The organism is Streptomyces sp. CNH189, assembly GCF_000527195.1.
Genome location: NZ_AZUS01000031.1, coordinates 1 through 21,143, shown reverse-complemented (window position 1 = coordinate 21,143; position 21,143 = coordinate 1). Strand labels below are relative to the sequence as shown.

Annotated in this window: 18 protein-coding genes and 2 tRNA genes; 4 read left to right on the top strand and 16 right to left on the bottom strand. The window is 72.1% G+C overall.

Annotated features, from left to right (window positions below; genetic code table 11):
- Positions 1-32: 32 nt before the first annotated feature.
- Positions 33-2,903, bottom strand: coding sequence for a leucine--tRNA ligase (gene leuS, locus B100_RS0131395; RefSeq protein WP_024888335.1), 2,871 nt, complete (start codon positions 2,901-2,903; stop codon positions 33-35).
- A gap of 485 nt (positions 2,904-3,388) precedes the next feature.
- Between leuS and B100_RS0131390 the strand changes: the two genes are divergently transcribed.
- Both B100_RS0131390 and B100_RS0131385 read left to right on the top strand, forming a co-directional pair.
- Positions 3,389-4,633 (top strand): ferric reductase-like transmembrane domain-containing protein, encoded by a 1,245-nt coding sequence (locus B100_RS0131390; protein WP_024888334.1) that lies wholly within the window; start codon positions 3,389-3,391, stop codon positions 4,631-4,633.
- Positions 4,630-6,243 carry an NADH-quinone oxidoreductase subunit NuoF family protein gene (locus tag B100_RS0131385; protein WP_024888333.1) on the top strand — a complete coding sequence of 538 codons (1,614 nt, stop codon included), beginning with the start codon at positions 4,630-4,632 and terminating at the stop codon, positions 6,241-6,243. Before B100_RS0131390 ends, B100_RS0131385 begins: the two co-directional genes overlap by 4 nt.
- Positions 6,244-6,364: 121 nt before the next feature.
- Here B100_RS0131385 and B100_RS0131380 read toward each other — a convergent pair.
- From B100_RS0131380 to B100_RS37380, 9 genes are all read right to left on the bottom strand, one after another.
- Positions 6,365-6,437: transfer RNA gene (locus B100_RS0131380), tRNA-Ala, on the bottom strand.
- Between the two features lie 189 nt (positions 6,438-6,626).
- Positions 6,627-6,860, bottom strand: coding sequence for a hypothetical protein (locus B100_RS0131375; protein WP_004988233.1), 234 nt, complete (start codon positions 6,858-6,860; stop codon positions 6,627-6,629).
- Between the two features lie 3 nt (positions 6,861-6,863).
- Positions 6,864-7,037 carry a hypothetical protein gene (locus tag B100_RS36735; RefSeq protein WP_006136075.1) on the bottom strand — a complete coding sequence of 58 codons (174 nt, stop codon included), beginning with the start codon at positions 7,035-7,037 and terminating at the stop codon, positions 6,864-6,866.
- 202 nt (positions 7,038-7,239) lie between these two features.
- Positions 7,240-7,312, bottom strand: a tRNA-Ala gene (locus B100_RS0131365).
- 155 nt (positions 7,313-7,467) lie between these two features.
- A complete protein-coding gene (locus B100_RS0131360; RefSeq protein ID WP_024888332.1) occupies positions 7,468-8,142 on the bottom strand; it encodes a histidine phosphatase family protein in 675 nt (224 codons plus the stop codon).
- Entirely contained in the window at positions 8,133-8,579 is a 447-nt protein-coding gene (gene rsfS, locus B100_RS0131355; RefSeq protein ID WP_024888331.1) for a ribosome silencing factor, read from the bottom strand. The genes B100_RS0131360 and rsfS overlap by 10 nt, the downstream gene beginning before the upstream one ends.
- A 93-nt stretch (positions 8,580-8,672) precedes the next feature.
- Positions 8,673-10,442 carry a LytR C-terminal domain-containing protein gene (locus B100_RS0131350; RefSeq protein ID WP_024888330.1) on the bottom strand — a complete coding sequence of 590 codons (1,770 nt, stop codon included), beginning with the start codon at positions 10,440-10,442 and terminating at the stop codon, positions 8,673-8,675.
- A 16-nt stretch (positions 10,443-10,458) separates the two neighbouring features.
- Complete coding sequence (gene nadD, locus B100_RS0131345; protein WP_024888329.1) at positions 10,459-11,097, bottom strand: nicotinate-nucleotide adenylyltransferase; 639 nt, start codon at positions 11,095-11,097, stop codon at positions 10,459-10,461.
- Between the two features lie 70 nt (positions 11,098-11,167).
- Positions 11,168-11,332, bottom strand: a complete 165-nt coding sequence (locus B100_RS37380; protein ID WP_024888328.1) for a hypothetical protein — start codon at positions 11,330-11,332, stop codon at positions 11,168-11,170.
- Between the two features lie 287 nt (positions 11,333-11,619).
- Between B100_RS37380 and B100_RS0131335 the strand changes: the two genes are divergently transcribed.
- Complete coding sequence (locus B100_RS0131335; RefSeq protein ID WP_024888327.1) at positions 11,620-12,720, top strand: M48 family metallopeptidase; 1,101 nt, start codon at positions 11,620-11,622, stop codon at positions 12,718-12,720.
- Between the two features lie 54 nt (positions 12,721-12,774).
- Here the strand turns inward: B100_RS0131335 and B100_RS0131330 are convergent, their stop codons facing one another.
- From B100_RS0131330 to proB, 5 genes are all read right to left on the bottom strand, one after another.
- Positions 12,775-13,854: an SCO2583 family membrane protein gene (locus B100_RS0131330; protein WP_024888326.1), complete on the bottom strand. Its 1,080-nt coding sequence runs from the start codon at positions 13,852-13,854 to the stop codon at positions 12,775-12,777.
- A gap of 86 nt (positions 13,855-13,940) precedes the next feature.
- Positions 13,941-14,498 carry an SCO2584 family spore wall biosynthesis protein gene (locus tag B100_RS0131325; RefSeq protein ID WP_486585746.1) on the bottom strand — a complete coding sequence of 186 codons (558 nt, stop codon included), beginning with the start codon at positions 14,496-14,498 and terminating at the stop codon, positions 13,941-13,943.
- A gap of 102 nt (positions 14,499-14,600) precedes the next feature.
- Positions 14,601-15,887 carry a glutamate-5-semialdehyde dehydrogenase gene (locus B100_RS0131320; protein ID WP_024888324.1) on the bottom strand — a complete coding sequence of 429 codons (1,287 nt, stop codon included), beginning with the start codon at positions 15,885-15,887 and terminating at the stop codon, positions 14,601-14,603.
- Between the two features lie 142 nt (positions 15,888-16,029).
- On the bottom strand, positions 16,030-16,500 hold the full coding sequence (locus tag B100_RS0131315; protein ID WP_051490107.1) for a hypothetical protein: 471 nt from the start codon (positions 16,498-16,500) through the stop codon (positions 16,030-16,032).
- A gap of 131 nt (positions 16,501-16,631) precedes the next feature.
- On the bottom strand, positions 16,632-17,759 hold the full coding sequence (gene proB / locus B100_RS0131310; RefSeq protein WP_078541284.1) for a glutamate 5-kinase: 1,128 nt from the start codon (positions 17,757-17,759) through the stop codon (positions 16,632-16,634).
- A 401-nt stretch (positions 17,760-18,160) separates the two neighbouring features.
- On the opposite strand from proB, the gene B100_RS0131305 reads away from it, so the two are divergent.
- On the top strand, positions 18,161-20,260 hold the full coding sequence (locus B100_RS0131305) for a hypothetical protein (protein ID WP_024888321.1): 2,100 nt from the start codon (positions 18,161-18,163) through the stop codon (positions 20,258-20,260).
- A gap of 78 nt (positions 20,261-20,338) precedes the next feature.
- Here the strand turns inward: B100_RS0131305 and B100_RS0131300 are convergent.
- Positions 20,339-21,143: stealth conserved region 3 domain-containing protein (locus B100_RS0131300; protein ID WP_024888320.1), on the bottom strand; the 805-nt coding region annotated here is incomplete at its 5' end.

Below are 21,143 nucleotides of genomic sequence, written 5' to 3'. Positions count from 1 at the left end.
CCGCTACCCGTAAGGGTCGGACCGGGCAGGGGTCAGGCCGGAACGATGTTCACCAGCTTCGGCGCCCGCACGATCACCTTGCGGATCCCGGCGCCGTCCAGCGCCGCGACCACCCGCTCGTCGGCCAGCGCGACCTTCTCCAGCTCGTCCTCGGCGATCCCGGGGGCGACCTCCAGCCGCGCCTTGACCTTGCCCTTGATCTGCACCACGCAGGTCACGGTCTCGTCGACCACGTAGGCCGGGTCGGCGACCGGGAAGTCCCGGTGCACCACGGAGTCGTCGTGGCCCAGCTTGCGCCACAGCTCCTCGGCGATGTGCGGGGCCAGCGGCGCGACCAGCAGCACCAGGGACTCCGCGACCGGGCGCGGCAGCGCCCCTCCTCGCTTGGTCAGGTGGTTGTTCAGCTCGGTGACCTTGGCGATGGCGGTGTTGAACCGCATGCCCTCCAGGTCGCCGCGGACGCCGTCGATCGCCTTGTGCAGGGCGCGCAGGGTGTCCTCGTCGACGTCGTCGGTGTCGACGACGGTCACCTCGCCGGTCGCCTCGTCGACGATGTTGCGCCACAGCCGCTGCAGCAGGCGGAACTGGCCGACGACCGCGCGGGTGTCCCAGGGGCGGGACACGTCCAGCGGGCCCATGGCCATCTCGTACAGGCGCAGGGTGTCGGCGCCGTACTCGGCGCAGATCTCGTCCGGGGTGACCGCGTTCTTCAGGGACTTGCCCATCTTGCCCAGCAGCCGGGTGACGCGCTCGCCCTGGTACCAGTAGCCGCCGTCGCGCTCCTCCACCTCGGCGGCCGGCACGGCGATGCCCCGGCTGTCGCGGTAGACGTAGGCCTGGATCATGCCCTGGTTGAACAGCTTGTGGAACGGCTCGGCCGAGGACACGTACCCCAGGTCGTACAGCACCTTGGACCAGAAGCGGGCGTACAGCAGGTGCAGCACGGCGTGTTCGGCGCCGCCGACGTACAGGTCGACGCCGCCGTGCGGCATGCCCTCGCGCGGGCCCATCCAGTACTGCTCGATCTCCGGGTCGACCAGCTTCTCGGAGTTGTGCGGGTCCAGGTAGCGCAGCTCGTACCAGCAGGAACCGGCCCAGTTGGGCATGGTGTTGGTCTCGCGCCGGTACTTCTTCGGCCCGTCGCCCAGGTCCAGGGTGACGTTCACCCAGTCCTCGTTGCGCGACAGCGGCGTCTCGGGCTGGGTGTCGGCGTCGTCCGGGTCGAAGGTGCGGGGGCTGTAGTCCTCGACCTCGGGCAGCTCCAACGGCAGCATCGACTCGGGCAGCGCGTGGGCGATGCCGTCCTCGTCGTAGACGATCGGGAAGGGCTCGCCCCAGTAGCGCTGGCGGCTGAACAGCCAGTCACGCAGGCGGAAGTTGACGGTGCCCTCGCCGTGGCCCTCGCGCTCCAGCCACTCGGTGATGCGCGCCTTGGCCTCGACGACGCCCAGACCGTCCAGGGAGATGTGCTCGCGGGCGGAGTTGACGATCTTCGCGTCGTAGGACACGAAGGCGTCGTCCCACGTCGACGGGTCGGTGCCGCGGCCGTCGGTCGGCTCGACCACGCAGACGACGGGCAGTTCGAAGGCGCGCGCGAAGGCGAAGTCGCGGGAGTCGTGGCCGGGGACGGCCATGATCGCGCCGGTGCCGTAGCCCATCAGGACGTAGTCGGCGATGAAGACGGGGACCTTCTGCCCGTTGACCGGGTTGGTCGCGTAGGCGCCGGTGAAGACACCGGTCTTGTCCTTGGCCTCGGCCTGCCGCTCGACGTCGGACTTCGAGGCGGCCTGGGCGCGGTAGGCGGCGACGGCCTCGGCGGGCGTCGCGTGGCCGCCGGTCCACACCTCGTGGGTGCCCTCGGGCCAGGCGGCGGGGGTGAACTTCTCGACCAGCGGGTGCTCGGGCGCCAGCACCATGTAGGTGGCGCCGAACAGGGTGTCGGGGCGCGTGGTGAAGACGGTGATGCTCTCGCCGTCGATGGGGAAGTCGACGCGGGCGCCCTCGGAGCGGCCGATCCAGTTGCGCTGCTGCAGCTTGATCGCCTCGGGCCAGTCCAAGGCGTCCAGGTCGTCCAGCAGGCGGTCGGCGTAGGCGGTGATGCGCATGTTCCACTGGCGCAGCTTGGCCTTGAAGACGGGGAAGTTGCCGCGCTCGGACCGGCCGTCGGCGGTGACCTCCTCGTTGGCCAGCACGGTGCCCAGCCCCGGGCACCAGTTGACCGGCGCGTCGGAGGCGTAGGCCAGGCGGAACTCGCCCAGGGCGTCGGCGCGCTCGGCCTCGGTCAGCTCGCTCCACGCGCGCGTGTGGCCCGGTACGGGGCGCTCACCGGAGGCGAACTGCTCGACCAGTTCGGCGATCGGGCGGGCCTTGCCCGCCTTCTCGTCGTACCAGGAGTTGAAGATCTGCAGGAAGATCCACTGGGTCCACTTGTAGTAGTCCGGGTCGATCGTGGCGAACGACCGGCGCTTGTCGTGGCCCAGGCCCAGCCGGCGCAGCTGGCTCTGCATGTTCTTCATGTTGGCCTCGGTGGACACGCGCGGGTGCGTGCCGGTCTGCACCGCGTACTGCTCGGCGGGCAGGCCGAAGGCGTCGAAGCCCAGGGTGTGCAGGACGTTGTGCCCGGTCATGCGCTGGAAGCGGGCGTAGACGTCGGTGGCGATGTAGCCCAGCGGGTGGCCGACGTGCAGGCCCGCACCGGAGGGGTACGGGAACATGTCCATGATGAACTTCTTGGGCCGCGCGGCCAGCTCGGGATCCCCCGCCAGGTCACCCTTGGGATTGGGCGCCGCGTACGTGCCGTCGGCGTCCCAGAAGTCCTGCCAGCGTGCCTCGATCTCGGCGGCCAGGGCGGCCGTGTAGCGGTGCGGCGCGGCCTCCGCGGCTGCGGGGTTCGTCTCGCTCATGATCCTCAAAGCTCCATCGATCGTCTCTGCCTGCTGCTGCGGCTTCCTGGAAATGAAAAAACCCCTCGCACAGGAGGGGACGCCGCGCCGATTCCGGCCTGCCGGGGACACCGGCGGGTCGGGACTGATCAGCGCGGCTCGCTAAGCAGAAGGCGTACGGCACGCATGCGGTCAGGGTACCGCAGTGACGGAACCGGCCGCGACGCCGTTCACGGCGCGCTGACCAAAGGTCAAAAGTTACTCCGCGTAACAACTCCTAAGGGACATCACAACAGCCTCATTGTCTTTTGATAACAGCGCAATAACTCAAACCCGGTACTGACGGGTACGACGAGGCTTAGAGTTCGGCAGCGGGACCGCTTTACCGAACCGTTCGGAGTTGCCCCCATGAACCCTCGTCCATTCGGCAGCCCACCCCCCGCTCGGGGCAGGTCGGCTGCGACTCCGTCGTACCCGCTGTGCGTCCCGACGCCCGGAGGTGCGTCGTGAGGCCGGACGACAGCACGGCGGACGACTGGTTCGTCGAATTTCTCAACTTCGGCGTCGGCGTCCTGTCGCTCGTCTGCCTCAGCTGCTCCGTGATCTGGGGACTCGTGGCGCAGGACCGGATCCTGCTCGGCCCCCGGCAGCGGATTCTCGCGCAGGCGGTGCACCGCACGACGGCGGTCGCGGCCGTCGTCTTCCTGCTCATCCACATCGTGATCAAGCTGGTCCTGGACCACACCTCGTGGATCGCCGCCGTGATCCCCTTCGGGCTCGTCCTCACCGACGACGAGGCCGTCATGGGGCGGAGCTTCCTGATCGGGCTCGGCACCCTGGCCGGCATGCTGATGATCTTCGTCGCCATCACGGGCGTGCTGCGCAACCGCTTCGCCTCCCCGGCGGAGGTCGCCGCCCGCTGGCGCGCGGTGCACATGCTGGCCTATCCGGCCTGGTGCGCGGCGCTGGTCCACGGCCTCTACGCGGGTCGAGCGGCCAAGCCGATCTTCATGATCCTCTACGGCCTGTCGCTGCTCGGCGTGCTCGCGGCCCTGGTGCTGCGGGCCTCCCCGCGGCCGGTCAAGCGCAAGGTCGCCGACCGCGTCACCAACCTGCTCGGCCTCACCGACCAGCAGCGCGCCGCCCGCGAGCAACTGGAGGAGAGCAGAGCGCGGGGCACCGAGTCCGCCCTCCCCGGATACGGCGGAGGGAACGCCCGGGACGGTGGCCGGCAGCGCGCCGAACGCCCCCTGTACGAGGCGCCCGTACCCACGCCCGCCCCGGAGCCGGCGAACGGCTTCGCGGCCGCCTACCGTGCGATGTCCGCGCCCTCCCGGCCGTCCGGCGCCGGGCAGAGCCCGCTGACCGACGCGACCGCCCGCATGGAGCTGCCGGACCTGCAGGCCACGGAGGCCATACCCCGCGTCGACGGCCCGTCCAGCACCTCCGGAAGCTGGCCCGTCCCGTCCCCGCCACCGGTCGGTGAGGCCCCTCCGTCGGCGTACGACCCGCTCAACGACACCGGATACACCATCCCGACCTACGACAATTCGGTCGCCTCCGGCTACGGGTCGAGTGATGTGTACGACACCGCTGAGACGAACACCCTCTACGGCACGTACAACCCGGGTGACACGTACAACAGCGGTCCCGCCAATGAACCACACCCCGGTGCGCCCTCGTCGTCCTACGACTTCGACGCACCGGGTTCGGGCGAACCTTGGAACACGCCTTCCGGAGGCTTTAAGTGAACGAGGCCCTGCCCGACGTACCAGAAGTCCGCGTCGTAGGGCTTCCGCAACTGACGTCGGGTTTCGACCTTGTCGACCGGCTCGACCTGCAGATGCACCTCAAGGTGCACGGCCCGCTCGAGCCCCTGGGCGGTGAGCAGCTCGCGCAGCTCGCCGAACGCATCAACCTCAGGGGCCGCGGCGGCGCCGGCTTCCCCTTCCACAAGAAGCTGCGCTCGGTCGCCGAATCGGCGATCAAGCGCGGCGTCCGGCCGGTCGTCGTCGTTAACGGCAGCGAGGACGAACCGGCCTGCCGCAAGGACACGGTGCTGATCAACCGGGCACCGCACCTCATCCTGGACGGCGCACTGCTGTGCGCCGAGGCCATGGGTGCCCGCACGCTCGTGGTGGGGGTCACCCGTGAGTCCACCCAGCGCTCGATGGAGCAGGCGCTCGCCGAGCGCGGCCTGAGCAACGGACGCCGGTCCGTGCTGCGCGCCCGTGTGCAGCGCAACCCGGTGCGCATGGTGACGGGGGCCGCGGCCTCCCTGATCCGTTCCATCGACGGCGGCCCGGCGATCCCGCCGGGCCGCAAGACCAGCGCCTCCAAGAGCGGTGTGGGCGGCGCGCCCACGCTGTTGTCCAACGCCGAGACGTTCGCACAGCTCGCCATCGCCGCCCGCATCGGCCCGGAGCGCTACGGCAACACGGGCCTGTACGACGAGCCGGGCACCGTGATGCTCACGGTGTCCGGGGCGGTGGCCCGCCCGATGGTGATCGAGGTGCCGACCGGCGTGCCGCTGCGCTACGTGCTCCAGCTGGCCGGCGCCCCGCCGGTCCCGCAGGGCGTGCTGACGGGCGGCTACCACGGCAAGTGGATCGACGCGGCGACCGTGAACGACGCGATCGTCTCCCGGAACTCGCTGGACGCGGTGGGCGGTTCGCTGGGCGCGGGCGCGATCCTGCCGATCAGTCAGGACACCTGCCCGCTGGGCGAGTCACTGATGGTGGCGAAGTGGCTGGCGGAGGAGAGCGCCAACCAGTGCGGCCCCTGCTACCTGGGGCTCCCGGCCGCCGCGCGCGGTCTGGAGGACATCCTGGGCGGCGGCGGGCCGGCCGCGCTCGAGGCGGTCAGGCAGGTCGCCAAGAACGTCAAGCGGCGCGGGGCCTGTTCGCATCCGGACGGCTCCGCGATGTTCCTGGAGTCGACCCTCAAGGCGTTCACCGAGGACATCGCGGCCCATACCCTCGCGGGCGGCTGCGGACGTCCCGTGGCAGGCGTCCTGCCGCTCTTCGAGGGGGGCAGGGCCCCGACGGGCATCCCGGGCGGCGCCGAGTCCGAGGAGAACGGCCCCAGCCGCCAGAAGATCTTCGTCGACTGGACGCTGTGCCGGGGCCACGGGCTGTGCGCCGACCTCCTCCCGGAGGTGTTCCAGCTCGGCGCGGACGGCTTCCCGACGGTGGCTCAGGCCGAGGTGCCCCGCTACGCCGAGGCGAAGGCGTTGCGCGCGGTGCGCCGCTGCCCGGCGTTGGCGCTGCGTATCGAGGACACCGGCCCGCAGGCCAAGGCGCCCTCCCGGAACCTTCCGGTGCTCTCCCAGGGCCGCGGCCGGCGCGCCCTGGGACGCTGACGGACAGCTGAACCGCGCCCTTCCCGGCGGCCTTCGGGCCGCCGGGGAGGAGTCCGCGCGGGCCGCACGCACAACGAGCGAGGGCGGATCATCCGTTCGGATGATCCGCCCTCGACTTCTGTGGAGCTAAGGAGAATTGAACTCCTGACCTCCTGCATGCCATGCAGGCGCTCTACCAACTGAGCTATAGCCCCTTGCGGTGTTCCTCCGGGTCTCCCCGGCGGCGACGCCAACTTTACACGGTCCCCCCGGGCCAACACCAAATCGGTTTCGCTTCGCCCGATTCCACCCGGATCGCCCGGCCCTCGCCACGCCCCGTCACGCCGACCAGGCCGTCACGCCGTCACGCCGTCACGCCGTCACGCCGTCACGCCGTCACGCCGTCACGCCGTCACGAACGAGTAGAAGCGTTTGAGGGTGCAGTGCTCCTCGAGCAGCCGGCCGTAGATCGGCTCGCCCTCGAGTTCCCGGTACGTCTCGATGGGGTCGCCTTTTATGATCAGCGCCCGCGCGCATTCCTCGCACCAGTACTGGTACTCGGGGTTGAGCGGCTCCATGTCGCGGACGATCGGCGTCCCGCTGCCGCACCAGTCGCACTTCCGCCTGTGTGCACCCATCGGTCAGCTCCAGCTGTGGCCGCAGGCCGTGCACACGTAGGAGATCCCGCCGTTGTCGCCGAGGACCTGGGCGACGTGCGCGGAACCGCAGGAAGGGCAGCTGAGGCGGGTAGAGGTCCGTCGGGTCGACACCGCTCCGAGAAGGTGGTCGACCTCCTCGAGGATGCTCGCAGGCATCACAACTCCCTCCCGTCGGGCCGCGCCCCCTTCCGGTCGTTTGATTCTGCCACGACCGGGCCAATACGGTCAGCGACGCCGTGGTACCGGTCGGGACACGGCTGGACGCCTCGTAGAGGTATACGCCTGGGAACACCGTCCTGCTCATCTGCGGACAACAAAAGATCCCGCCTCCACTGTGGGAGGCGGGATCATCGTCACGTGGAGCTAAGGAGAATTGAACTCCTGACCTCCTGCATGCCATGCAGGCGCTCTACCAACTGAGCTATAGCCCCGGGCTGCCGCCTGACGCGGCTTCCTGGTGTTTCGCTCCGCTCGGCGGGGCGAACAAGAAGAACTTTAGCCTGCGACCTGCCAGAAAGTGAAATCCGGGTCCGGGGCGCACCGGGGCGGGTCGTACGGCCCCTCGCCGGACGCCCCGCCTGCGGTCTCAGTCGTCGTCGCCGAGCACCGGCTCCGGCAGGGTGCCGGCGTTGTGCTCCAGCAGGCGCCAGCCCCGGGCACCCTCGCCGAGGACGGACCAGCAGCAGTTGATGAGGCCGCCCAGGCTCTCCCAGCTGCGCGCGTCCAGGCCCAGCAGCCGGCCGATGGTGGTGCGGATGGTGCCGCCGTGGCTCACCACCACGAGGGTGCCGTCCTCCGGCAGCTTCTCCGCGTGCCGCAGCACCACGGGGGCGGCGCGGTCGGCGACCTCGGTCTCCAGTTCGCCACCGCCCCGGCGGACCGGCTCACCGCGCTTCCACGCGGAGTACTCCTCGCCGTACCGGGCGATGATCTCGTCGTGCGTCAGGCCCTGCCAGACGCCCGCGTAGGTCTCCCGCAGCGCCTCGTCGTGGACGACGTGCAGGCCGGTGAGGGCGGCCAGCTCGGCGGCGGTGGCCGCGGCCCGCTTCAGGTCCGAGGCGACGATCGCGTCGGGCCGCAGACCCGCCAGCAGACGGGCGGACCGGCGGGCCTGGGCCACGCCGGTCTCGGTCAGCTCGACGTCCGTGGAGCCCTGGAAGCGGCGCTCCACGTTCCAGGAGGTCTGGCCGTGCCGCCACAGGATGACGCGGCGGCCCCGGCGTCCGGAGTCGCGCACCTCACCGGTGGAGCTCACCGCCACTCACCGCCCGGCTCCGTCGCCTCCTCGGCCTCCTGGAGCTTGGCGTGCTCCGTGGCCTTGCCCCGGGTGGCCTTGGCGTCCTCGGGGAGCTCCAGCTCGGGGCAGTCCTTCCACAGCCGCTCCAGCGCGTAGAAGACCCGCTCCTCGCTGTGCTGGACGTGGACGACGATGTCGACGTAGTCGAGCAGCACCCAGCGGGCCTCGCGGTCGCCCTCGCGGCGGACCGGCTTGGCGCCCAGCTCCTTGTTCAGCCGCTCCTCGATCTCGTCGACGATCGACTTGACCTGACGGTCGTTGGGGGCTGAGGCCAGCAGGAAGGCGTCGGTGATGGACAGCACGTCACTGACGTCGTAGGCGACGATGTCGTGCGCGAGCTTGTCGGCGGCCGCCTGCGCGGCGGTGTGGACGAGCTCGATGGAACGGTCGGTTGCGGTCACTGCGTGGCTTTCGATCGGCGGTCGATGGACCTCAAGGGTCTCACGGACCGCCGGGCGCACCCCACGCCGTCACGGAGGGTGCGCCACGCCTCGCTACGAGCCGGGGTCGTAGTCCTGGCCGAGGATCACCGCCACGCGCGCGTTGCCGGAGATCTTGCCCTTGGAGACGGTGTCGGCGGGCAGGCCCAGGGTCTTGGCGACCTCGGTGGCGTTCTCCTTCTCGGCGGGGTCGGCGTAGACGACCTCGGAGGTGCCCTCGGTGGAGGACGCGGTGCCGCCCTCCAGGAAGGTGAAGCCGCCGTTGAGGAGCACCACGCGGGCCTTCTCGGTGGTGTCCTTGTCGCCGGTGGCGTTGCGCACGGACACGGTGACGGCGGCGTCCCGGTCGGGGCTCTTGGCGGTGCCGCCGAGGACGTCCTTGACCACGCTGTCGCTCGCCTCGGCGGTGAGCGTGCCGTCCTCCTCGACGGGCAGCAGGGCGGTCCGGTGGTCGCCGCCCTTGGCCAGGTCGGAGAGCCCGGCGAGGAAGGCGCCGAGGTCCGCGTCGGTCAGTGGCGGCTCGATGATCTGGCCGAGGGTCTGGACGGTGACCGTGGCGGCGTCCGGGTCGGAGGTCATCTTGCGCAGCACGGCGTGCAGCACCTGGCCGAACCGCTCCAGCTGGGCGTTCTGCCCCTCGCCGGACGCGCGGTGGGTGGCGTAGGCAACGGCCATCTTGCCGCTGAGGGTCTGCTTCTTGCCCTTCCTGACCAGCGGCGCCTCACCCTTCTTCTTGGCGTCGGGGTCGGGCACGTCGGCGTCGGTGTCGACGTCGATGTTGCCGACCAGGTCGACGAGGGTGAGCAGGAACGGGGTGTCCAGCCGCCAGGTTCCCTCGATGTCGGTGCCGAGGACGGTGTCGAGGGCGGTCCTGGTGCCCTCGGAGCCGTCGTCGTCGACCGACTTGGCGAGCGTGGTGGTGGTCCCGTCCTCGGCGGTCAGGGCGAGGGAGTTGGGCAGCAGCACGGTGGTGCCCTGCTTGGTGGTGGCGTTGTCGACGAGCAGCGCGGTGGAGGTGCCGCCGTTCTCGGTGTCGTGCAGGTGGACGACGATGACGTCGCGCTTCTGGGCGCCCGCGGCGGTGGTGGTGCCGGTGTCCGTGCCGGAGTCGGACAGTCCGGGCAGCTTGCCCGCGTACCAGAGGTAGCCGACGCCGCCCGCGGCGACCAGCGCGAACACCACGACCAGGGCGATGACCCGGCTGCGGGCGCGGCGCCGGGCCTCCTCGCGCCGCTCGGTGCGGTTCTCGGTGAACTTGAGCCAGTCGATGACGTCCTCGGAGTCGCCGTCGGGCTCCTCGACGAAGGCGAACTGCTCGGTGTGGTACTCCCGGCCGGGCCCGTCGCCTTCCTGTTCCCCGTCGGCCGGTCCGGCCTGCCGGGGGATGTGCGCGGGCCGCTGGGGGGCGTGCCCCGCCTGCTGCTCGGGTATGTAGGCGGTCTGCTCGGCCACCCGGGGCTGCTGTCCGGTGCCGTCGGGGTGCGTTCCCTGCCCGTAGGGGTCGTAGACGGGCGCGCCGGCGCCCTGCTGGGAGCCGTAGGGGTCGTAGGAGCCGTAGGAGGGGCCCTGCGGCTGCTGCGGGGGCGCGGAGGCGTTACCCCCGTACGGGTCGTACGACGGCTGCTGGTGGCCGCCCGTGGCGTACGGGTCGTAGCCGTAACCCTGCCGGTCCTGCTGCCCCTGCTGCCCCTGCTGCCCGTAAGGGTCGTACCGCTCGGTCTGCTGGTCGGCGGCCTGGCGGTAGACCGGCCGGCCGTACTCGTCGTAGCCGACGAGCTCGTACGGGCCGCCGTCGCCGTACCCCGCGTCGTATCCGTCGTTCACCGGTGCCCCTCTCGGCTCACTCGCCGCGATACAGCTGGCGCTTGGCGATGTAGCGCACGACTCCGTCCGGCACCAGGTACCAGACGGGGTTTCCCTTGGCGACTCTCGCACGGCAGTCCGTGGAGGAGATGGCGAGGGCCGGGACCTCCACCAGCGAGACACCGCCCTCGGGCAGGCCGGCGTCGGTCAGGTGGTGTCCGGGCCGGGTCACGCCGATGAAGTGTGACAGGGAGAACAGTTCCTCGCTGTCGCGCCAGGTGAGGATCTGGGCGAGGGCGTCGGCGCCGGTGATGAAGAACAGGTCCGTGTCCGGGTTGAGCGCGCTCAGGTCGCGCAGGGTGTCCACGGTGTACGTGGGACCGCCGCGGTCGATGTCGATGCGGCTCACCGAGAACTGCGGGTTCTCGGCGGTGGCGATGACCGTCATCAGGTAACGGTCCTCGGCCGCGGACACCGCGCGGTGGCTCTTCTGCCACGGCTGGCCGGTGGGGACGAAGACCACCTCGTCGAGGTGGAACTGTGCGGCCACCTCACTGGCCGCCACCAGGTGCCCGTGGTGGATCGGGTCGAAAGTGCCGCCCATGACGCCCAGACGGCGCTTGCCCCGCGGGGCCGTGCCGGTGCCGGGGCCGGTAGGCATGTCCTGCTCTCCCATGCGTGCAGACCCTACCGGCCCGTGCTGTGGGCCCCGTCGTCCAGTGCCCTCGGGACGGGGCCCCGTCGGCTCAGCGGTCGCGGTTGAAGCGGGTGGTGATCCACAGCAGGAGCAGCAGCGCGAACAGGGCGCCGCCACCGGTGAGGAAGGGGCTCAGGCTCTCGTGGTTGCCGCCGTGCTCTCCGCCCTCGGCGGCGAGGGTGACCATCTGGGCAGCGGTGCTGGGGAAGCTCATCTTCGGCAGGACCTATCGCGTGTGGGCGGGATAAAGACGTGGGCTCATCGTATGCGGGCGGCTTCGCGGCGATCACCCCGACTCCGCCGTTGCGGGCCCGTGGCGTCCCGGCGCGGCCGTTCGGAACGGCCCGCGGCGGTTCCTCCCGGGTCCCGCACCGGGAGGCAACCGTTGCCCCGTCCGCGCTCGTCCTTCCGCTTGACTCCCCCTAGGCTGGGTCCCGCCGCGGGGGAGCGAAGGGCCGCACCAGGGGCCGCACAGGTCATCCAGACGCACATGGGGGAAACATGTCCGACGGCCACGAGCACAACGGGCACGAGAAGGTGCCCAGCAGGCAGCGCAGGCGTTTCCCCGGAATCTCCTCGCGTGCGTACGAGCATCCCGCCGACCGTTCCGCGCTGGTGGCGCTTCGGAAGCTGAGCGGGTTCGACACGGTCTTCAAGGCGCTGAGCGGGCTGCTGCCCGAGCGCAGTCTGCGGCTGCTGTTCCTGTCCGACTCGGTACGGGTCTCGGACCGGCAGTTCGCGCATCTCAACGACATGCTGCGGGACGCCTGCTACATCCTGGACCTGGAGAAGGTCCCGCCGATGTACGTCAACCAGGACCCGAACCCGAACGCGATGTGCATCGGGCTCGACGAGCCGATCATCGTGGTGACCACGGGCCTGGTGGAGCTGCTCGACGAGGAGGAGATGCGGGCGGTCGTCGGGCACGAGGTCGGGCACGCGCTGTCCGGTCACGCGGTGTACCGGACGGTCCTGCTGTTCCTGACGTCGCTGGCGGTCCGGGTGGCCTGGATCCCGCTGGGCAACGTCGCGATCATGGCGATCGTCACCGCGCTGCGGGAGTGGTTCCGCAAGTCGGAGCTGTCCGCGGACCGCGCGGGGCTGCTGGTCGGACAGGACCTGCAGGCGTCGATGCGCGGCCTGATGAAGATCGCGGGCGGCAACCATCTGCACGAGATGAACGTGGACGCGTTCCTGGAGCAGGCCGAGGAGTACGAGTCGGGCGGTGACCTGCGCGACTCCGTGCTGAAGATCCTCAACGTGCTGCCGCGCACGCACCCCTTCACCACGGTGCGGGCGGCGGAGCTGAAGAAGTGGGAGGCCTCCCGGGACTTCCAGCGGATCATGGACGGCCACTACCCGCGCCGCGACGAGGACAAGGACGCCTCGGTACGGGACTCCTGGCGGGAGTCGGCGAGCGCCTACGCCGGTGAGGTGAAGAACTCCAAGGATCCCCTGATGAGGCTGGTCAACGACATCGCGGGCGGCGCCGGCGACCTGGGCGACCGGGTCCGCCGCGGCTTCGGCGGCTTCACGGGCCCGAAGCCGGCCCCCGACGGCCCGCCCCCGCGCGACGACGAGCCCCCGCGCGACAGCACCTGACCGGCGATTCCCGGGCCCGCCACGGCCCGTCCCCGCGCCGCCCGGGCGGCTTGTTCACAGGGTGGGCTGGGCCGCCGGGGAGAGGGTGCCGCACAGGGGTGGGGTGCTGGTGTCGGGGAGGTAGGGGTTGGTGCCGGGCGGGCCGGTCCGCTCGGCCTTCTGGCCGGCGAGCAGGGGGTGCAGGCGGGGCGCCGGGTCCAGGGCGCAGGACTGGGGGCCCGCCTGGACGTGCGAGATGATCAGCTCGGTCTGGTGCAGCCGCAGGTCGTCCCGGTCGAAGCGGAAGCGCAGCTCGCGGCGGACGGTGAACAACGACGCCTCGGCGTCCCGCCCGGCGCCGGCCGGGCGCAGCGCGTAGACGACGGTGTGGTCGGTGGTGACCTCCAGGGTCGCGGCGTCGGCCTCGGCGGCCTGCATGGTCCCGCGCACCCGGATCCGCTCGTCGGCCAGCTCCACCCGGGAGGGGTCGAAGCGGACCAGCCATCCGGTGACCGCGTGCCGTCCGTCGGCGGCGGGCCGGTCGAAGCTGTCGTCGAACTGCTGCTGCTGGCCGGAGTCGAGCAGCACCCGCACCTCCCGGGTCTCCCCGCCGGTGAGCACGGCCGGGTCCAGCGTGGACCGTACGACGTAGTCCTTCGCCGTGAGCAGGGCGGACACCACCTGCTCGTCGGAGAAGTTCGCGGTGCGTCTGGTCGGCGGGAGGGGGACGCCCTCGGCACCGACCCGGAACCGCGCGGCCGGACTGTGCGCGTACAGCTGCCCGACGTCGGTGGTGCCGGGCACCTCGTCCTGCGGGGCGAGGGGGACGACGGTCATCCGTAAGGGCTCCGCGGGCCGGTCGGCGGCCGACGTGCGGTAGGGGTGGCGTACGCCCATGTAGACGGCGGTGCCGAAGGCCACGGCGATCAGCAGCACCAGGACGAGCACCTGGCGGGACAGCCCGCCGCCGCGGCGCACCGGCTCCCGGCGGCGCACGGCGGGTGCGTGGTCGGTGATGCGCTCCTGCGCCGAGAACTCCTGGAGCCGGGCAGCACGGACGAAGGACTCGTCGAAGACGACGGACCGGTACTCGTCCTCGCCACCTCCAGGGGCTCCCTCGGGCGTCCCCTCGGGCGGGTCCGGAGGCTCTCCCATATCTTCAGGGTAGGTCCGGCGGGGTCGCGGTAAACGCCCGCCGGACCGCCAACTTCTGACAGGCCCTCACCAAGCGGGCGACGGGCTCAGGGACTGCCGTCGGGTATCACCGGGACGGTCGGCCTGGAGTAGTCGGCCGAGGCGGAGGGTGCCGCCGCGCCGCCCTGTCCGACCCCGGTCGTGGCGGGCGGCGGGACGGGGCCCTGGCGCTGCGAGGAGGCACCCCGGTAGACGGCAGAGAACGCGAGCGCGACCATGCCGACGCCCAGCACCAGCGCCAGCATCCAGGCCACCGGGCGGTGCCAGCGCACCTGCCGGCCGAAGGGGGAGCCGTAGCCCGCCTCCAGGACGTCGGCGTCCTCGTCCTCGTCGTAGGCGCCACCGCTCCGGTGGCCGCCGTAGCCGTCGTCGTGGCGCTCGCCTCGGGCGCGGGCCCGGTGGGCCTCGGCCTCGGAGGCCTCGGCTCTGGCCCGCGCGGCGGCCAGGAGGCGCTCCACGGCGGTCGGCTCGTGCACCGCGGCCGCCTGCACGAAGGCCTCGTCGAAGACCACGGAGGCGAACTCTTCGTCCGACACCCCGCGGTCGTGGTCGTCGTCGGGCTCCCAGCCGTCAGGGAACGGCGTGCCCCCCACGTCCTCCGGCACGGATCCAGAGTAGACCTGGGGGGTCATTTTGGGCAGACGGTATGGAAATTCGTCCGTTCACCGGACACCGCCGCGCGCGGGGCGACCTCGCGGGGCGTGTGATCAGCGCCGGGTGTGGCCGTCGCCGGTGACGATGTACTTCGTGCTGGTCAGCTCGGGCAGGCCCATCGGACCGCGGGCGTGCAGCTTCTGCGTCGAGATGCCGATCTCGGCGCCGAAGCCGAACTGGCCGCCGTCGGTGAACCGGGTGGAGGCGTTCACCGCAACCGTGGTGGAGTCGACCAGCTGGGTGAACCGGCGGGCGGCCTGCTGGGAGGTGGTGACGATGGCCTCGGTGTGGCCGGAGGTCCACAGCCGGATGTGCTCGACCGCCCGGTCGAGGGAGTCGACCACGGCGGCGGCGATGTCGTAGGAGAGGTACTCGGTCTCCCAGTCCTCCGTGGTGGCCTCCACGACGGTGGCGCGGGAGTCCTTGGCGTACGCCATCACGCGCTCGTCGGCGTGCACGGTGACCCCGGCGTCGGCGAGGGCGTCCAGCGCGCGGGGCAGGAACTCCGCGGCGATGTCCTGGTGCACCAGCAGGGTCTCGGCGGCGTTGCACACGCCGACCCGCTGGGCCTTGGAGTTGATCAGGATGTCGACGGCCATGTCGAGGTCGGCCTGGGCGTCGACGTACACGTGGCAGTTGCCGGTGCCGGTCTCGATGACCGGGACGACGGACTCCTGCACGACCGTGTTGATCAGTGAGGCGCCGCCGCGCGGGATCAGCACGTCGACCAGGCCCCGGGCGCGCATCAGCTCCCGCACGCTGTCCCGGCTCTCGCCGGGGACCAGCTGGACGGCGTCGGCGGGCAGACCCGCGCCGTGCACGGCGTCGCGCAACACCCGCACCAGCGCGGTGTTGGAGCGGTAGGCGGAGGAGGAGCCGCGCAGCAGCACCGCGTTGCCCGACTTCAGGCAGAGGGCGGCGGCGTCGACCGTCACGTTGGGCCGGCCCTCGTAGATGATCCCGACGACGCCGAGCGGCACCCGGACCTGGCGCAGGTCGATGCCGTTGGGCAGGGTCGAGCCGCGGACCACCTCGCCGACCGGGTCGGGCAGCGCGGCCACGTCCCGGACGTCGGCGGCGATGGCGCGCACCCGCTCCGGGGTGAGCGTGAGCCGGTCGATCATGCCCTCGCCGATGCCTGCGTCCCGGGCCTTGGCCACGTCCTGGGCGTTGGCCTCGACGATCTCGCTCGTGCGGACCTCCAGCGCGTCCGCGATGGCGAGCAGCGCGTCGTCCTTGGTGGCACGCGGCAGCGGCGCGAGAGTGGCGGCGGCGCCCTTGGCACGGTAGGCGGCCTGGCTGACCGGGGACATCGAGTCGTACGGCGAGAGCGTGGTCATGAGGGGAAGCGTAGTGCGCGCGGCCTGCCGCGGAGGCGCTCGTCCCACACCCCGAGACGGGGACTTTCACCCGCAAAACGGATGGGACGGGTGGTGCGGTCCGCCACCGTGATGGACGCCCGCCCCCTGGCTCGCCACGTCCCTACGGGAACGGGTGGACGCCCACCGGAGTCGCCGGGACCGGGCCATGGCCCGCCGCCACGCGCTGGCGGTAGGTGGCGCGGTCGATGACCTCCAGGCCGACGATCTCCCAGGGCGGCAGCCCCGCGGTCCGCCGGTGCTCGCCCCACAGGCGCAGCGCCACCGCGGCCGCGTCGTGCAGGTCGCGGGCCTCCTCCCAGTAGCGGATCTCCGCGTGGTCGTCGGCGTAGCGGCTGGTCAGCAGGAACGGGTGGTCCTGGGCCAGCTGCTCCAGCGCCCGCCGGACCTCCGCGACCGGGGCGGGCTCGCCGGACACGCTGAGGGTGACGTGCCACAGGCGGGGCAGATCGCGCGCCTCGCCGCCGCGGTGCCGGTCCCCGGCCGTGACGCTGGTCAGGGCGCGCTCCTCGCCCGCCGCCCGGGAGCCGCGGCCACCGGGAGACACCGTCGTCCCAGGGCGCACTCGTCTCACGACGGCCTCCTTCACACGCGGACCACCCGGGGCCGGGCGGATTTGTCCCTGCGACAAAGTTGAGCAGGCCGTCGCGGCTCGTGGGGCGGTTTCGCGGAACGTCCACCACCGAGGGCCGACGTTTCAGGGCATTACGGTTGCAGGACCACGAGATCGTCCCTGTGTACGACCTCGCGTTCGTACCCGGGTCCGAGGTCCCGGGCGAGCTCGTGGGTCGAGCGCCCCACCAGGCGGGGGATCTCCCGGGCGTCGAAGTTGACCAGCCCGCGGGCCACCGCCCGTCCCTCCCGGTCCCGCAGCTCCACCGGGTCGCCCGCGCTGAACTCGCCCTCGACCCCGGCGATGCCCGCCGGCAGCAGCGACTTGCGGCCCTGCACGACCGCGCGCACCGCCCCGTCGTCCAAGGTGAGCGAACCCTGCGGGGTGGAGGCGTGCTGCAGCCACAGCAGCCGGTCGGCGGAACGGCGCCCGGTGGGGTGGAAGTAGGTGCCGGTGTCGCCGCCGCCGAGCGCCTCCGCCGCGTGGACCGCGCTGGTCAGCACCACCTGGATGCCCGCGGCGGCGGCGATGCGGGCGGCCTCGACCTTGGTGACCATGCCCCCGGTGCCGACCCCCGCCTTGCCGGCGCTGCCGATCTCCACGTGGGCGAGGTCCTCGGGACCCCTGACCTCCGCGATCCGCGAGGTGCCGGGGCGGGAGGGGTCGCCGTCGTAGACGCCGTCCACGTCGGACAGCAGCACCAGCAGGTCGGCGCGGACCAGATGGGCGACGAGGGCGGCGAGCCGGTCGTTGTCGCCGAAGCGGATCTCGTCGGTGGCCACAGTGTCGTTCTCGTTGACGACCGGGAGCGCGCCCATCGCGAGCAGCTTGTCCAGGGTGCGGGAGGCGTTGCGGTGGTGGGCCCGGCGGCTCATGTCGTCGCTGGTCAGCAGCACCTGGCCGACCCGGATGCCGTAGCGGGCGAAGGAGGCGGTGTAGCGGGCGACCAGGAGCCCCTGGCCGACGCTGGCAGCGGCCTGCTGCCGGGCCAGGTCCCGGGGGCGGCGGCGCAGTCCCAGCGGGGCGAGTCCGGCGGCGATGGCGCCCGAGGAGACGAGGACGACCTCCCGCTCCCCGCCGCTCCTGGTCTTGGCCAGGACGTCCACGAGCGCGTCGACGCGGTCGGCGTCCAGTCCGCCCGCCGCGGTGGTCAGCGACGAGGAGCCGACCTTGACGACGATCCTGCGCGCCTCGCCCACGGCCTGCCGTGCCCCTGCCACCTTGCCGTCGCTCCCCTCGCGCCGATCCTTCGCCCGCCAGGCAATCTACGCGAAGGGCGCGGAAGGCCGCTCACGGGTCCAGCCTCCGGACAGGCCGGGGCCTGGCACGCCGGACGCCGTACGCCGTTCGCGTGACCGGCCGTGTCGGGGTGGCGGGGTGCGCCGCGGCAGCCGTCCCGACGGGGCGGCCGCACTCCGCCGCGTCGACCCCGTGAGCGGACCGCCGTAAGCGGTCCGCCGTACGACGGCATCGACCGGGGCCCGCCGACACGCGCGTGTCGTCCGGAGGCCGACGGGCGTTAACCCGGGCGCACGTCCCTCACGACCCTGGAGTGACCGCAGTGCCCCTACCCACGTCCCGTCGGTGGTCCGGCGCGGCAGCCCGCCGACGCCGCCTCCCGTTGCTCCGCCCACCCGGCCGCCCCGCGCTCGCCACCGTCCTGACGGCGTCCGTCCTGGCCGGCGCCTACGTGGTGCAGGCCGTGGCGGCCCTGACCCCGCACGTGCCGCTGCTGCTGGCCGCGACAGCCGTGTCCCTGGCCGTCGAGGGCGTGCTGTACCGCTGGCAGCGGGGGGTGCCGGCGCTGTTCGCCAAGGCGCACGCGGACATCACCGTGCGCCATGTGCTGCGCGACCTGCTGCTGGTCGTGGGTCTGCTGCGGCTCGGCGAGCAGCACCGCGAGACGCAGTACGCGCCGCTGCTGGCCGGTCTGCTGCTCTGCTACGCCCTGCACTGCGCCATCCAGGCCGCGTCCGTGCTGGTGCGCCGCACCCGCACGCTCCCCGTGGTGACCCGCAACATCGACGCCTCGGCGCTGCGCCTCTCCCCCGCCCCGGCCGCGCTGCTGCGCCGCCCCGGGCACCGGCTGCTCGTGTTCGGCCTGCCCGCGACGGCCGGACTGACGGCGACGGCGGTGACGGACGACCCGCGCTGCGCCGCGGCCGGGATCGGGCTGTCCCTGGTACTGGCGCTGGCCGGTCTGGCGGCGCTGCTGCCGCGGCTGCTGCCGGGCCGGCGGCCGGCGGGCGAGCAGGAGGTGCTCGCCTGGTTCGACGCCTGGCTGGCCGAGTACCGGCCCACGGTCGGGCTGTACTTCTCCGGCGGGGTGGCCTCCGTCTACCAGGCCGGGATGTGGCTGGAGCCGCTGGCCCGGCTCGACGCCCGGCCGATCGTCGTCCTGCGCGAGCGGTTCATGGTGTCGCGGATCCCGGCCACCGACATCCCGATCGTGTGCCTGCCGAAGGTGCCCACGCTGATGCGGCTGGAACACTCCACGCTCCAGGTCCTCATCCACCCCTCCAACTCGGGCAAGACCTCCCAGGTGCTGCGCATCCCCACGATCAAGCACGCCTTCGTCAACCACGGCGAGAGCGACAAGCTGTCGTCCTGCAACCCGTACGCGAAGGCGTACGACGAGGTGTGGGTGGCCGGCCCGGCGGCGCGCGAGCGGTACGCGCTGGCCGACGTCGGGGTCGAGGACAAGGACGTGGTGGAGATCGGCCGCCCGCAGCTGGACGCGGTACGGCCGTACGCGGGGCCGCCGGCGGGCTCGTACACCACCGTGCTGTACGCGCCGACCTGGGAGGGCTGGGACGGCAACCCGGGCAACACGTCGGTGATCGCGGCCGGCGAGAACCTGGTGCGTGCCCTGCTCGCCGACCCGGGGGTACGACTGCTGTACAAGCCGCATCCGCTGACCGGCTCGGTGGACCCGCGGGCGGGCGCCGCGGACCGCCGCATCCGGGAGATGGTCCGCTCGGCCAACCGGGCCCGCTCCGGGCCGCGCCCCGCCCCGTCGAAGGAACTGGCCGCGCTGACCGCCGAGCTGGACCGGCTCACCGCGGCCGAGTTCCGGGAGGGGGCCGACCAGGCCGAGCGGATGCTCGTCCAGCGCGCGCCCGAGCCGGGCCGGGCGGAGGCCGTGGCGCGGGCGACACGGGACTGGGAGGCGGCGTACTGGGCGTCGCTGCCGGAGTGGGAGCACCAGGTCGTGGTGGACGCCCGCCCCTCCCTCTACGCCTGCTTCAACGCCGCCGACCTGCTGATCAGCGACGTGTCGAGCGTGATCAGCGACTTCCTGGCGAGCGGCAAGCCGTACGCGGTGGCCAACACCGGCGGGATGCCGGAGCAGGAGTTCCGCGCGGCCTTCCCGACCGTGGTGGCGGCGACGGTCCTCACCCCCGACGCGAGCGGGGTGCCGGCCCTGCTGGAGACGGTCCGCCACCCGGAGAAAGACGAACTGGCGGAAGCGCGCGCCGCGTTGAAGGCCCGGCTGCTGGGCCCGGCGGAACCGGCGTCCCAGGAGCGTTTCGCGGCGGCCGTACGGGCGCTCGGCGCCGCCGCGCTGCAACACCGGCTGCGGGCCTTGGGACGCCGGCCGGCGGAGCTGCCGGGACAGCGGCGCGAGCCCGTCCCGCGCAGCGTGTCCCCGGACGCCGTGGCCGCGGAGGCCGTGGCCCCGGGCGCCGGGGTGCCGTCGGGGGCGCCGACGCGGGCGTGACCGCCGGAACGTGACGACGCCCGGGCGCTACGGCGGCCCGGGCGTGGCGTTCCGGGCCGGTGTCCGGCCCGGTGGGGGTCAGCGGCGCTCGAAGGAGCTCGGGTAGGGGAAGTACCACTCCAGGAAGGCGTGGACGTAGCCGCGTACGTAGTCGCGGCGTCCCGGGGCGGTGTCCACGTCGTTCAGGCAGAAGAAGTCGTAGCCGCGCCGCTCCTTCAGGGACTTCACCCGCTCCTCCAGGTGGGCCTTGCCGACGTCGACGTAGCGGTACTTGAACTTCCCCGGGACGGCGCGGCCGGTCAGCAGCGCCAGGTGGTGGTGGAAGGAGGTGGCCGTCGCCACGTCCTCGATGGAGCGGAACTTCGACCGCATGGTCCGCTCGATCGCGTCGGGGTAGTCCCGCTCCAGGTCGTTCAGCACGTCACGGCGCTGGGGGTGCGGGGTGTGCAGGAACTTGTGGGTGATGGACACCCCGTAGGTCTCCTCCAGCAGCCGGCGCACGTTGCGTCCGGCGGAGTTGGGGGCGGAGGCCTGGGGGTGCGGGGCGCCGACGCCGATCTGGTAGGTCGAGAAGGGCAGGCGGGCGACGCCGTTGCCGTAGAAGAAGTGCTGGGGGGTGACGCTGCGGCCGACGAACACGTCGTCGTTGAAGTACAGGTAGTGGTCCGACAGGCCCGGGATGTGGTGCAGCCGCGTCTCGATGGCGTGCGAGTTGAAGACCGGCAGGACGCCCTCGGGGAAGATGTCCTTGTGGTCCACGACCGTGATGCCGGGCGCGTCGGCGTCCAGCCACTCCGGCGTCTGGCCGTCGGTGACGATGTAGATGTGCCGCACGAACCCGGCGTACATCTCCAGCGACCGCAGCGAGTACTTCAGCTCGTCG